The following is a 12,564-nucleotide window of genomic DNA, read 5'->3' as shown; positions in this document are numbered from 1 at the left end:
ATCAGGAGGCCCGGCCGCGCAGCAACATTTCGGGACGCGTGCAGATGAACAGCGGATAGCTGTAGAGTTCCGGGCGCCGCCACGCGTCACGATGCAGATCCTTGAGGATCAGCAGGTACTTTTCACGACCACGCTGGTTCACATAGGGGAAGAACTCGGCCGGAGCCCAGCCGACCTGGAAAGCGCCACGGGCGCCAACAGGGAAGAACTTCACCTTGTTGGTGTCGATCGCCATCGTGGTGCCGTCGTCGGTGCCACGATAGTTGATGAGCGTCACGCCTTCGAAAGTCAGGCTGGAGAAGCCGGGGATGTCTTCGAGTTCGCCCGAGCGGTTGTTGCCAAGGCGGGTTTCTTTGTACTGCGGGTGGTTGACCACCATGTCGAAGAACTGGTCGCCAGCAAGGCCGTAAACGCGGGTGCGGGTCGTCCAGACACCCTTGGCCTTCTTCTGCATTTCGCGCTTCAGGTCGCGGAACTTCTTCCGCAAGTCGCCATTCGCGTTGCCCAGATCGAAGTTGATCTCCGCCGGCTCCGCAACGCCCCACTGCTGATACCAGTTGTCGAGCAGTGTCGTGCCATCGGCGTCGTAAACCTTGCCGGTGATAGCGCCGAGGCGCATGTGCTCCCAGGTCAGTTCCATGTCGTCGGTGATGCGCTGGGTGCGATCAGCGATTTCCTTGCCGATTTCTTTCACCTGGTCGGCAAATGGCAGCGCCATAACGCCCTGGAGGGATTCGGCGTAGATGGTCGAGCCCTTGGCAAGGCGGCGGGTCTGGAACGGGCGGAGCTGAGTGCCCGAGACCTTCAGTTCTTCCGGCGGAGCGCCAGTTTCCGACGTCGGAATGAGCTGGAGCCCCTTGTCGCTATTAGCGATCAGGATGGTGCGCGAGCGGGAATAGATCGGCTCGAAGATGCCGAGAGAGCCAAGCAGCTCCGGCTTGTAGTCGACGCGGTCGATGACCTTTTCGTTCAGCTCGGCCGTGCGGAACGCCGCATGGTCGAAGATATTCATTACGGTTTCGGACATGTCTTCGACCCTTACTTAGAGCGCAGGATGACGTGACGCGCGGCGAGCTGCGCCTGCGCGGCGGCCTGCTGCTCGGCGGTGATGCCCTCGGGCCAGACAAGCAGGCCGGCGTGGACTTCGGTTTCGCGGATGTTGGCGACGGCGCGAACGGGGATCGGGTCTTCGTCCTCGCCGAGAACGACGTTGCGCCCCTCCCAGAGGACACCAACTGCCTCTTCGAGGCCGTTCCCGGCCGTCAGGTCGAGGGGGCCATAGGCGCCATCGGTCAGCTCGACGACGATATCGAACGCGTCTCCGGCCACGAAGGCGTTACCGCCGGCGGTGATGGTGAAGCCGAGATCGTCGTTGTAGGCGGTCCCGGTCGAACCGGACTTGATGCGGTACCCTTCCGGGTCGACCACGTCGAACTTGGTCGCTGCCGTGAAGTCGACGCGGTAGGTGCCCGCCTTGGCGCCCTTCTTGGCGGTCACGGCGCTGACGGTACCGTTGCCGGTGTTGCCGCCGGCCTTGGCCACAACATTGATGTCACCGACGCGGATCTTGCCGAGCACGGTGCCAGCAGCGAGCCAGCCGGCAGCGACGCCGAGCAGCATGATCTGCTCGCGCGAACGGTAGATCTCCTCGGAGACGATATGGTAGCCAGCGCCTTCGACACTGGTCGTGAGTGGTGCAGTGAACATTGCTGTTGCCCTCCGTTACTTCTTGCTGCGACCGAAGGCTGCATCCCAGTCGAAGGCGACTTCCTGATCGCCCGCTTCGGATGCGAAGGCGAGGCCATCGCCCTCCTTCTTCTTGTTCTTGAAGTCCTTGGCCGCATCGGCCTCGGACTTCTCGGTTGCGGCCGGGCCAGCGTCCTTCAGGATGGCGATAGCGGCTTCAGCGGTGAGACCCACCTGGCCGGCCAGGCTGGCGGCAAGCTTGGGGTTCGCCTTACCTTCCTCGCTGCCAAGGATCTTGGTGCGGCGGGCTTCGTGCGCAGCGATGCCATCGGCAACGGCCTTGTCGAGTTCCGCTTGGGTGAAAGTCTTTTCGTCGCCGGACGCGCCGGGTTCGTTCGCCATGGATCGTGCTCCTGTTGGCTTGGTTGAGCGGCGCGGGCCGCGTTGGGTAAGGCTGGCAAAAACGCTCTCAAAGGAACCGAGCTCGTCGGCCATCTTGAGTTTCACGGCGTTGGCGCCGATTTCGACGCCGCCGGCGCCGAAGTCCTTGATGACGGTGGCCGCGTCGATGCCGCGATGCCGGGCGACCGCGGCAATGAACACCGCCTCGAGGTCATCAACCCGGCGCTGGATCAGCGCCTTGCCAGCATCGGTGTCATAGTCCGGCCGCTTGCCGGGTGCGCGGGAGGAGACGAACTCCACCGTTTTGACGCCGCGGCGCTCGTCTGCCACTGTCCGATCCTCGATCCCGAGGATGACGCCAATCGAGCCGACAATGCTGGCGTCGCTCATGACGATCTTGTCGAATGCAGTGCCCAGCCAATAGCCGGCCGAGCACATCTGGCCGCTCACAAAAGCGACCATTGGCTTTTTCCCGCGAGCCGCGAATATGGACGCGGCGAGTTCGTCGCAGCCGTTCACTGTGCCGCCCGGCGTGTCGAAGAGCCCAATGATCGCATTGACCTTGGGATCATCGAGCGCGAGCTGAACATCTGTCGCCATCGTCTGGTACGACATCGCACCCGACATGGCTTGAAAGAGGTTGGCCTTCTTGAACATCGGGCCAGCGAAGTCGAGGATCGCAACGTCGTCGCGGATACGCAGCCCGGCGCCCTTCTCGTGGAATTTGGTGCGGTACGCTTCCAGAGCTTCGGGCGTGACTTCATTCGCCCGGCCGGCGATCGACAGGAGCGTTTCGAGCGCGTCAGCGCGCATTGCCCACGCCTCAGCGAGGGCAACGTCATGGATCGTCATGTCGGGTTCCTAATGTTGGATCAGTAGCCAGCCGTAATCGCGAAGCGACGGGGCGGAAGCCCTTTCTTTTCCCGGCACTGGCGCTCGAGGTCGTTCATAACCTCTGTCCACGCATTGAGGTCTGGCTTGTGGAACCAAACCTCACGGTCGCGGAACATGATTTTCTGAGGCTGCCCCTCGAGTCGCATTTTCATGAACGCCGGCCGAAGAGCAGCAAGAGCAGTGCACGGATCAAACGGCTCCGCAAAGATGAGGTCGAAACTGACCGCCATCAGTCGCCCTCCTCTGCGGGCTCGACCTCTTCGGCCAGAGCATCATCAGGATCACGCTCGGGGTCGTCCTTGACACCCTTACGCTTTCTCGCCGGCTTGTCCTTCTTCTCTTGGCCATCGTTGCCCGGATCATTGAGCGCCAATTCCTGCCCCTCCCTTGTCTGGAGAGGAGTGGTTGGGGCCCATGGCCGTGGCAGACCAAGCTCGTCGGCAAGTTTGTTTTCGCGAGCCTGCTGGCGCATCGCGTCGTCCCAGTCCATGCCGTAATCGGTGAAGATCTCGTCGAGGGTTGTGGCCCCCATCGCCTTCCTCACCTCGTGGGCGCGGGCGGTCTTGAAGTCATCGGCCTGCGGTTGCCGCGGGCCGGCCCACTTGGCACGACAGATCGCATCTCGGTGCTCGTAGAAGGTGTCGAGACCACCCGGGATCTTGATCCGACCAGTCGCGATGTCCTCTTCGAGAACGCTGTCAGCCGCCTCCTGGCAGAACGGCACAATGAGCGAATCGCGTCGACGAATGACGCCCAACCACTCCTTGGCACCGGCCATGCGAACCGACGAGTAGGTGGCACCACGGTAGTCGCCAGTGGCGCTCTCGTAGGAGACACCGGCCGCTGCGGCAATTTCCAGCCAGAGCCAGCGCGCGATGGGGTCGAACTCGTCGCCCGCCGCTTTCGATTCGACGAAATCCAGCTCGTCGTTCGGGAACATGTGCGCAATGCGCCCATGCGACGACAGGTCGATCCTTGACCCGTCATACCAGCCGGCCTTGGCCTCCCCAAACTTTGCGAGGTCCAGCACCGGTGACGGGTTGATCTGATCGGCCTCGGTCATCAGGCCCTCGAAGGCCGCGAGGCCCTGCAGGTTGGACTTTACGACCGCACCGAAAATGGTCCGGATCATCTTCTGCGTCAGGTTCGCGTCCGAATACTGGTCGAACTGCCGATAGGCCTTCATACCAGTAGCGACATCAGCCACGTTGCGAGTCTGCGCGACTGCCGGCATAAACCGGTGCATGACGCGCAAAAAGCCGTGCTTGTCACGGATTGGGACTTCCCGCTCCTCAAGCATCCCGACCGAATTTTTGGCATAGAGCCTGATAGCGATCGGCATGCCGTCGCCGTCAATCCGCACTCCCTGCACCAAGTTCATGCCGTCCGAGGTGTTCGCAATGCGAGACGGCGGCAGCAGCTTGAATTTGGTCAGATATTTGGACCCCGGACGCTCAATTGTGCGGTTGAGAGCCAGCCCTTCACCAAAGGCGAGCGCGCACCAGTAGAATGCCTGCTGCTGCTGGCCGAAGGCCAGTTGGCCGCTCGCATCGCAGTGATACGGGTTGCTCGCCCACGCCTGAAAGCTCGCTTCTCGCTTGCGCGCAAACTCAGCGCCAACCTCTTTCGACCAACCAAGCGTATCGGTGTCCGGCTGCGCGGACATGCGCAGGCCAGACCCCACGACCTGGGCCGTGCTGACGTCCAGTACGCCACGGATAAAGCCGGAGTGCTGATAGCCGTGGATGACTCGAGCGGCCTGCTTCTCCCACGAGCCGCCGACCACGTCCGACTGGTCGCGCAGCAGCGGCATGAACCCTTGGAGGAAGGTATTGGCCTCCCTCTGATACTGCACGTACGGCGCCTGGCGCTGGTCCAATGCCGTCGAAGCGAGGGGCGATGAGCCCGCCGGCACGCGAATGCGCGGCTTGGCCACCAATTCTCCGCTCATGAGCACCCTACCCGTTTAGCCTGCTGGCGATTGCTGATAGATCCGGCGCGGCTTTGGCCGCCGGTTTGCCTGCCAGTTCAATCCGGCGGGCGTCGTAGTCGAATTTGCAAAGGCTCTTCACCGCGATCGCATAGACCGCGCCGTCGAGAGCTTCTGCTTGTCGGTTTTCGATGCGCACGAACTCGATTTTCGGTTTGCCGTGCTTGTATTTCACCTGGCGGCGCTCCGATGTGATCTGCCGGAACCATTCCGCCGGCAGGCTATCGGAGAAGCGGAAAGCCTGTGGCGATTCCTCGCCCGCTTTGTTGATGCGCGGCACCGGCAACGTCACCAAGATATCGGTCTTGATCTGGTCGACGCCGATGTTGAAGAACGTGGCGCCGTGGTACCGCTTATGCCTTGAACGGCTGATCGAGATGATCGGCTTTGCCCCGCCCACGCCCTTGATGGCCACGACCTTTCGGTCGAGCTTCGTGGACGTGAAATCGTAGACGTATTGGGTTCGGTTGCCGTCGCCAGCGTCGATGCCCGCGGCCTCGATGCCAATTTCCCCACCAAGCGGGTGTTGCCACCTGGTCAGCAGGAAGGCGTCGCACTCGTCCCAAGTGCTCTGCAGGTTGGTTGGCCCCATGATGACATGGTGGCCGAGAAACACGCGCTGTGTTCCCGTCCATCCCATGATGGTGCACTCAAGTCGATCCACCTGCACGTCGATGCCGACGGTCAGATAGATCACCTCCGCCGGAATATCTTCCCGCCAACGGTCCTCGGCAGCCAGCCACTCGATGCCAAACGCTTCGACGCGGGCCATCAGTTCGTTTTCGCCGACATAGTTGATCGACGACGACCAAACCTTGCCCAATACGGTGTTGTAGAACACCTGCATCGCGGCGAAGCCGTCGCGCTTCGCGTCTTCAAACTCCTTCGCCAGAATATGCCACGCGGCATTGGCGAACAGCGAGATCAGGGCATTCCAGCGGAAGCCAGCGTGACCCTTCACCTCAGGCTTGGTGGCCCGCCACTCGCCGGCCTCCACCATCTCAGGCTTGAAGCGCTCCTCGATTTCGCAGCCGCAGAGCGGGCAGTCGCAAACCGCGCTCTCCGGGGCGGTCCCTTCGTAGCGGATATGCTCCCAAAGTATCTCGAAACGCTCGCTGCAGTGCGGACAGGGCACCTCGAAGATGCGCTGGTCCGAAGCCTCGTATCGCTTGACGATGATCGAAGCTTCGTCGTCCGTCGGCGTCGAGCCGGTGATAATCTTGCGGTCGGCGTACGACGTCGTGCGCTTCTCGGCCAGCTTGACCGGGTCGCCTTCCTTCGTGATCTCCATGCCGTCGACTTCGTCGACATAGAGCTTCTTCACCGTGTGACGGCGAAGGTTGCGCGGCGAACGCGCACTATTCACCTTCAGCGAGCCACCACCCACCATCGTGCGCTGCGTCAGCGTGTTTCGGCCGTCCATCCGGCCCTGCTTCATCAGGCCTTTGAGGGCAGGCGTGTCACGAAAGGCTGGATCCACCTCGTCGACCATGATGCCGCGGGCGTCGTCGTCCGTCGGCATCAGCAACATGATGGGCGACGGGTCATTGACCGCGTCCGCGCCGATGGCAGCGACCAGGCACGTCGTGTAACCGGTTCGTGTCGCCTTGATCACGTCGACCCGCGGCAACAGCGGGTCGCCCATGGCATCCAGCAGCCCACGCTGCGGCTTCCAAGGGCGAAACTTGCCCGGCGCCGCACTATTGCCACTGAGGCGGAAGCTCTTTCGGGCCCATTCAGAGTAGGAAAGCTTCTCGGGCGGAAGGATCGACTTTGCGAGCGCGTTCAGCAGGCTGCTGCGCGCATCAAGCATCATCGGGTTCGATATCCTTTGCGTCGGCGCCAACCACGCCGACGCTGATTTCTTCCGCCAACGCGGTTAGCGTGTCGGTGATGATCTCTCGGGCAGTTTCTTGGTCGAAGGCAGTCATGTGCGGGATCCGTGCCCGCAACTTTGCCGGGACCGCGAGGAACGCCGCCTTCAGGGAACGACCGAAGGCCGACCAGGCCTCGGCAACCTCGTCCAGCGGAAGCACGGCTCCACGAAGCTGCGACAGCTTGATTTCCGCAATCTGCCGCTCAATCGACGCCGTTTTGGCACGCTCTTCGGCGAGTGCGGTGTCTTTGCTTCGTCCGGCCGCCTTGTTCCGAAGATCTTCGAGGTAGGCAACCACCGAGGGGAGCGTCTGATACATGCCCCGCTGCTCGGCCGGTACAATGATGCCGGTCGCGATGAGGTTGTCGATCGTGCGGATCGAAACCCCGAACAGAATAGACAAATCAGCGCGGCTGCAGGTCGCTGGGATCCACTCGCCGCCGGCGCTCATGCGGCCCTAACCGCGGCAATAGCATTTAAGGCGGCCTGGACGTTCGGCCATGCGTCATAGTCACCGGATCGGATCATTGTGGCAACATCGGCATTGGCCTGCGCTTTAGCGGCGGCTTCGCGCGCCAACACAAGATCAGCGCTTTCCGCGCTCTTCTTCTTCGCCATTATCATTGTCTCCAGAGGGACCGAGGCCGAGGAGAGCCAAGCACTCTTCGAAGCCGCGATGCTGCGCCTCGCTCAGCGCGGTGAAAATGTCTGCCAAAAGCATGGGCGGGCAGTCGCCACCCGGAAAATGCCGGGAGGAGATATCTTTTGCCGCCTGATAGCTATTCCGCGGCCGGGTGGTCAGGTCGAGGGTCGTGCCCATACTACGGCGCGACCACCCGGAGCACGTGTCTAACAACCCTGCGCTCAAGGTCCATCTGGACGAAGGCCTCGGCGCCCAGCACGTTCCGCCATCCCGGCTTCGCAACTTCGTTGGCCAGGACAGTCGAGAAGATCTTGCGCAGTCGCCCGCTCGGCTCCCGCTTCCACACCACTCCCTTGGCGAAAAACGTGCCCCGGTGAACGCGCCGACGGTTCCACGCTGTCGCTTCAGCGCCAGCCATCGAACTTACCGAACCGCCGAACTTGCCATCGGCCACAGGATTTAGGTCACGGACCCAGTGCGGGTTGCCGTATTCCTCGAGCCCGATCGCCTTGTCGGCGGTCACCACCTCGGCGATCATCACGCCGCCGGGGCGAGCTTTTTTCACCTTTGTGACCTTGCTCACTCGGCCCGCCGGCACCCCTGTGAAGGCTGAGACTCGAGTGATCGTCTGTCGCCGCGTTTCCGAAGCGTGTTCGTTGAGGCCACTTGCAGCGGCGGCCACCATCTGCGGCGAGCCAAGGCGCTGCACCAAAACTGAGAAATCCGAGGTGCGGCTAAGCTCCGCGACCAGTTTCATGGCCTACGCTCCAATGCGGGTCGAACCCCTCAGGGCTGAACCCCCTATGAAAACAAAATTGCGCTCTTATCCGCGGTCGGGTGCCGCCCCCAAGGCAAGGCTGCTTCGTACGGTCCCTAAAGCCCTCGCCGGCGCAGAGCGGCGGGCAGCAGGCGGGGTGCAGCAGCATGCCCGCTACCCAAGCCCCACCTACTGGCCACGCCTGCCCTTGGCCCTGCCTGCGCCACGTGCTGCCGCTGCCCTACTGAGCTGGCACATCACGCACTAGCACCATGCCCCACCCTCGGCTTGCGCCGGGGCGGGGTTGGGATCTGGTCGTGCACATGTCAGGAAGGGCTTAGCGCCGTGTCGCAAGTGTTGCAGGCTACCAAGGAACACGGACAAACTGAGGGTATTTGGCTCACTGGTCTATAGGCTCTGGAGAGTCCGTTATGGCGTCGAACCTTTCATATCCTAGCCGTTCCATCGGAAAGCATTTTGTTACTAGGTTGAGCCATGAGCGTAGCTATGCACGGCACCAGGCGAGCGGCCTCTCCCCCTTGGAGCGTCACAAGTTTTCTGACGTGACACCATTTTATTGGTTGCGTCCTACAAAATCATTTGTTATGGTCACTACATCGAAGGGGAAACGGAAGCGGCACTTATGCCAACCCCTTCGCAAGGCGCTCATGCCGACCAAGTTGGAGACGACCATTGACCACTTCGGACCCCTCCCCAAAAGCCTCTCGCCCTGCTAAGGTTCACACCATGACCCGTGAAGAGCTTCGCGAAGAGCTGTCCCCTCTCCTTTCCCGCATGACCGTGCTGGAAACGAAGGTCTCCGCGCTGCCCGACAAGGCCGCTGTCTTCACTGCCGCCTTTGCCGTGCATGCCATGTTTTGGGGCACTATCGGCGGCACCATAGCTCTGTTGAAGGCATTCGGCGCCTTCTAGTCTCCCTCCCTCCCACATGCTTCTAGCCGTGCGCCTCGCTTGGGGCGCACCACTAGACGCACGTCTATAGGCACTCATGCCGCCCGAAAGGAAAATCAAATGCCCGGCCCACCAAAAAAGCCCGATCTGACCTATTCATGCCCTGACGGTATCTGGACCCGCTTTTATCCCGAAACCGCAGCCGGCGAAGACGCATGGCGCGTTATGGCAGCCGCCGACCCACAGGGCGTTGTGGCCTTCCTCCCGGGCCAGGTACCCGGCGTAATCGCCCAGTTGAAGGCGGCAGGCCTGATAGTGGGCAAGGCAAAGCCGATCAAGCCCGGCGATCTGGATGCCATCCTGAACGAACTAGACGGCTAGCCTCTCGCCCTGCCCTCCTCACCGAGGGCAGCACCGGACGCTAGTCCACCCAAGGGCGCTTATGCCCGCCGAAAGGAACAGACCATGCAGACCAACGCCACACCCATGTCTCGCCCTACCCACCCACCACGGGGCGACAACCGCAAGCTGTTCAAGCTCGATCGTGACGCCGCCCGCCGGGCCGCCGCTGCGCGCAAGCGCGGCTGGCTGAACCAGTAGGAGCGCGCCCGATGGTCTATAGCACACTCAAAGATGGCGCCCCGGCCCGCGACCCCAACAACATCGCCACCTGGCCCTTGCAGGAGCAGGCGAAGCGCCTCTGGGAAGTTGAGGGCGGACATTGCGTCTCCTCGCTGGTCCACACGCTGGCCGGACAGTTCACAGGCGATGTTACCATGGGTGACGACTTCGCCAGCCTCACCGAACAGGCCTTTGAGCTTTCCTGCCCGATTGACGATTGGGAGAGCGCGGCGCGTTGGGCGGGGTGGAAGCATTCAGAGGGAACGATCACTTGGATCAACCCCAATGACTTCCACGAACGACACAACGGCAGCGCGCAAGAGCTTTGCGAAGCCAACAACATCGAGCCCCACCAGCGCGAAGTCTACGAGCACTGGATTGTGTCCGACTGGCTGGCCGACATGCTCGAAGCCCACGGCGAGAAGATCGATAAGGACTTTTCCGGGCTGACCGTTTGGGCGCGCACGACCACCGGACAGGCAGTTTATGCCGACGGGGTCATCGAGCGCATCGCCGCCGCCACCTATGGGCGGGAGGGCTAGTCATGACAATCACCAACAGTGACCGCGCCGCATGGGCCGAGGCCGCAATAGACGCCTTTCGGGCTGTCTGCCCCACGGACGCCGAAGACGCCCCGGGCGACCTGGTCACAGACATTCTGCACTACGTCCGGCGCGAATGCGGCGTGGCCGACTTGCAGGCATGGCTGGCCGCTCGCCTCGCCATGCACGACATGGAAGTTTCGGAAGACCCGGAAGACGACGACGAAGAGGAAGTCTCAATCTGGCAGCTTGCCGAAGACAAGGACTATGGCGAACAGGCGGGGTGGTTCATCCTGACCAGCCCCGACGGTGAAATAGAGCAAGACGGTGGGCCCTGGCAGACCGAGGCTGAGGCGGAGCAATACGCTATCCGTAAGGGCTGGCGTGTAGTCCCCCTCGATGCGGGGGCATAACCATGCAGGTCGTTATCGTTCAGGCTGAGCACTTCAGCAATCCGGGAAGGGTCCTGAAGGCCTTCCGCGCCCACTCCGATGCAATCGCGGAGGCAGTCGACCTGGTCAACATCATGCTGAAAGACGACGGCCGCGAACCGTGCACCGCTGAGGACTGGGAAGACGCCCTAGAGCAATTGCAGGACGCGCACGGCGCCCAATATTGCTACGTCGATCTGGTGCCGCTGGAGGTTTTGTGATGCGCACCATCACCCGCTTCCGTCGCGACCCCACCATGGCAATCGTCATTGCCGCCGTCGTCTCCAGCTTCATCAGCGGCGCCGGTGTCGGCGTGCTGGCCTCAATGCCGGCCACGGCCCAGCCTGCCCAGGTTATCCCCTGCGCATCCGCCGCCGATCCGATTGCCTGCCTCATAGCGGAGGCCGACGAGGAAGAAAGCGAACCGCCGAAGTGACCCGCCCGCGATATGCGACCGGCCCACCATGCGAGGGCCCTGCCCGCCGCTCAGGCACTCATGCCGACCCGTAACAAGGAGATTTCAGAATGCGCCCACCAAACCCCGATTATTCCGTTTCGCCCGCCCGCTATGCCAAGGGTATGCTGGCAGTCAAATGCCCCTCGCCCAATGGCTACAAGACCCGCGCCGCCCGTCTCATCGGTGACGGTCTCAAGTGCCGCTGGTCCAATCGCGAGCGCGCCTACATCGTGCCGCCCACCAAACTTGCCCGCTTCGAAGTGCTGTTTGCCGAAGGCTGGGATGCCAGCACGTTCACCGGCAAGCTCGAAGAGCCGAGGGTGGCAGCATGAGCCTGCTCCCCCACCTTCACATCTTCCTCGCCGGCGTGGGCGTGCAGCTCTTCCTAACCGCCGCGCTTACCGATGCCGCGGGCTGGCATAATCGACTGCTATTCAAAGTGCTGCCCGTCGCCACCGGCGCAATGTGCCTGTGGCTGAGCGCGATCCTCTACATGGGGGCGAGCCTCATATGAGCCAGGCAATTACTGTTCGCCCTGAAGGGCATTACTGGGTCCGCTTCGGCACCTCCCCGCTTTGGGACGTCATGTACTGGCGCGACGGCTACTTCTGGGACACCGCCGACGGTGGGTACAAGGCCGACAATTTCGAGGTTGGGCCGCAGGTATTTCCTCCTGGTGGCCTCCGCGCCATTCCCGGAGCGGAAGCCCATCCCTTGGCCCGGTTTGGCAGTCCAGCCGCAGTCGACCCTGGACTCTACCGCGTTCATTGGAAGTCGGGAGGGACGTCCCTAGCCGCCATTGGCATGATGAGCGACGGCAACAGATGGATCGCACCGACGAATTGGCTACGCCCGTGCGAGATGCCGTCCGCGGGCGAGTGGGCGGAAATTGACCGCATTGAAAAGATCGAAGCGGAACAAGAACCGGTGGCGTGGCAGCGGAAGCACCCGCGCCAAGGGTGGCAGTTCGTTGACGCCCAGGACATCGAGCATTATCGGGCGCACGGCCAGGAAATCCGCCCTCTCTACCTCTCGCCTTCAGTCTGTGAGGGGAAGGTGACGGAGGAGGCGACCATGGATACCGCTCCTTTGGATCGAGACATCCTCGTTTGGTGGCCCATAGTCGCGATCGATGAAGAAACCGGCGATCTCACGGACACCGAGGTAGGCGGTCGATGGCTGGTGACCGAGTGGAACGGAGGATGTTGGCTTGAGCCGGACGTGCTGAACGCGCTCAACTCGAACTACTTCGATGACGACTGCGAGTATGCCCGCGCCCCGAAATTCTGGCGCGAGCTTCCCGCCGCCTTCTCACAGGAGGGCGTGTAATGGCCACGGAAAACACCGAACCAC

General features: G+C 62.3%; 19 protein-coding genes. 10 read left to right on the top strand and 9 right to left on the bottom strand.

Translation table 11 applies throughout. The features are described 5' to 3' along the window. Nucleotide 1: 1 nt before the first annotated feature. From JP75_RS06425 to JP75_RS06380, 9 genes are all read right to left on the bottom strand, one after another. Complete coding sequence (locus JP75_RS06425; protein WP_035080722.1) at nucleotides 2–1,027, bottom strand: major capsid protein; 1,026 nt, start codon at nucleotides 1,025–1,027, stop codon at nucleotides 2–4. An 11-nt stretch (nucleotides 1,028–1,038) separates the two neighbouring features. Then, the gene (locus tag JP75_RS25155; RefSeq protein WP_051960435.1) at nucleotides 1,039–1,707 is read right to left on the bottom strand and encodes a head decoration protein; all 669 of its coding nucleotides are present in this window, start codon (nucleotides 1,705–1,707) and stop codon (nucleotides 1,039–1,041) included. 15 nt (nucleotides 1,708–1,722) lie between these two features. Next, nucleotides 1,723–2,940 (bottom strand): S49 family peptidase, encoded by a 1,218-nt coding sequence (locus JP75_RS06410; RefSeq protein WP_051960434.1) that lies wholly within the window; start codon nucleotides 2,938–2,940, stop codon nucleotides 1,723–1,725. 20 nt (nucleotides 2,941–2,960) lie between these two features. Further along, on the bottom strand, nucleotides 2,961–3,212 hold the full coding sequence (locus JP75_RS06405) for a hypothetical protein (protein ID WP_035080719.1): 252 nt from the start codon (nucleotides 3,210–3,212) through the stop codon (nucleotides 2,961–2,963). Continuing rightward, complete coding sequence (locus tag JP75_RS06400; protein WP_160194648.1) at nucleotides 3,212–4,918, bottom strand: phage portal protein; 1,707 nt, start codon at nucleotides 4,916–4,918, stop codon at nucleotides 3,212–3,214. Before JP75_RS06400 ends, JP75_RS06405 begins: the two co-directional genes overlap by 1 nt. Before the next feature lie 22 nt (nucleotides 4,919–4,940). After that, nucleotides 4,941–6,788, bottom strand: a complete 1,848-nt coding sequence (locus JP75_RS06395; protein WP_051960433.1) for a phage terminase large subunit family protein — start codon at nucleotides 6,786–6,788, stop codon at nucleotides 4,941–4,943. Beyond that, nucleotides 6,778–7,299, bottom strand: a complete 522-nt coding sequence (locus JP75_RS06390; protein ID WP_035080716.1) for a hypothetical protein — start codon at nucleotides 7,297–7,299, stop codon at nucleotides 6,778–6,780. The genes JP75_RS06395 and JP75_RS06390 overlap by 11 nt, the downstream gene beginning before the upstream one ends. Further along, nucleotides 7,296–7,466, bottom strand: a complete 171-nt coding sequence (locus JP75_RS26460) for a hypothetical protein (protein ID WP_160194647.1) — start codon at nucleotides 7,464–7,466, stop codon at nucleotides 7,296–7,298. The genes JP75_RS06390 and JP75_RS26460 overlap by 4 nt, the downstream gene beginning before the upstream one ends. Nucleotides 7,467–7,669: 203 nt before the next feature. Beyond that, entirely contained in the window at nucleotides 7,670–8,248 is a 579-nt protein-coding gene (locus tag JP75_RS06380; protein ID WP_035080712.1) for a hypothetical protein, read from the bottom strand. A gap of 747 nt (nucleotides 8,249–8,995) precedes the next feature. Here JP75_RS06380 and JP75_RS26145 point away from each other — a divergent pair. The 10 genes from JP75_RS26145 to JP75_RS06340 all read left to right on the top strand — a co-directional run bounded on the left by JP75_RS26145 (nucleotide 8,996) and on the right by JP75_RS06340 (nucleotide 12,540). Then, nucleotides 8,996–9,181, top strand: coding sequence for a hypothetical protein (locus JP75_RS26145; protein WP_152565748.1), 186 nt, complete (start codon nucleotides 8,996–8,998; stop codon nucleotides 9,179–9,181). Between the two features lie 99 nt (nucleotides 9,182–9,280). Beyond that, nucleotides 9,281–9,541, top strand: coding sequence for a hypothetical protein (locus tag JP75_RS25150; RefSeq protein ID WP_051960432.1), 261 nt, complete (start codon nucleotides 9,281–9,283; stop codon nucleotides 9,539–9,541). 84 nt (nucleotides 9,542–9,625) lie between these two features. Beyond that, entirely contained in the window at nucleotides 9,626–9,760 is a 135-nt protein-coding gene (locus JP75_RS27190; RefSeq protein ID WP_280113986.1) for a hypothetical protein, read from the top strand. Between the two features lie 11 nt (nucleotides 9,761–9,771). Next, nucleotides 9,772–10,323: a hypothetical protein gene (locus JP75_RS25145; protein WP_051960431.1), complete on the top strand. Its 552-nt coding sequence runs from the start codon at nucleotides 9,772–9,774 to the stop codon at nucleotides 10,321–10,323. A gap of 2 nt (nucleotides 10,324–10,325) precedes the next feature. Continuing rightward, a complete protein-coding gene (locus tag JP75_RS06365; RefSeq protein WP_035080709.1) occupies nucleotides 10,326–10,736 on the top strand; it encodes a hypothetical protein in 411 nt (136 codons plus the stop codon). 2 nt (nucleotides 10,737–10,738) lie between these two features. Continuing rightward, nucleotides 10,739–10,975 carry a hypothetical protein gene (locus JP75_RS06360; protein ID WP_035080708.1) on the top strand — a complete coding sequence of 79 codons (237 nt, stop codon included), beginning with the start codon at nucleotides 10,739–10,741 and terminating at the stop codon, nucleotides 10,973–10,975. Continuing rightward, nucleotides 10,975–11,190 (top strand): hypothetical protein, encoded by a 216-nt coding sequence (locus tag JP75_RS06355; protein ID WP_035080706.1) that lies wholly within the window; start codon nucleotides 10,975–10,977, stop codon nucleotides 11,188–11,190. Before JP75_RS06360 ends, JP75_RS06355 begins: the two co-directional genes overlap by 1 nt. Nucleotides 11,191–11,279: 89 nt before the next feature. Beyond that, complete coding sequence (locus tag JP75_RS06350) at nucleotides 11,280–11,543, top strand: hypothetical protein (RefSeq protein WP_035080704.1); 264 nt, start codon at nucleotides 11,280–11,282, stop codon at nucleotides 11,541–11,543. Beyond that, nucleotides 11,540–11,725 carry a hypothetical protein gene (locus JP75_RS06345; RefSeq protein ID WP_035080703.1) on the top strand — a complete coding sequence of 62 codons (186 nt, stop codon included), beginning with the start codon at nucleotides 11,540–11,542 and terminating at the stop codon, nucleotides 11,723–11,725. The genes JP75_RS06350 and JP75_RS06345 overlap by 4 nt, the downstream gene beginning before the upstream one ends. Next, nucleotides 11,722–12,540, top strand: a complete 819-nt coding sequence (locus tag JP75_RS06340) for a hypothetical protein (protein ID WP_035080702.1) — start codon at nucleotides 11,722–11,724, stop codon at nucleotides 12,538–12,540. The genes JP75_RS06345 and JP75_RS06340 overlap by 4 nt, the downstream gene beginning before the upstream one ends. The last annotated feature ends 24 nt before the right edge of the window (nucleotides 12,541–12,564 follow it).

The sequence above is a fragment of the Devosia riboflavina genome (assembly GCF_000743575.1).
GTDB classification, from domain to species: Bacteria; Pseudomonadota; Alphaproteobacteria; order Rhizobiales; family Devosiaceae; genus Devosia; species Devosia riboflavina.
This window is presented reverse-complemented; position numbering and strand designations above follow the sequence as displayed.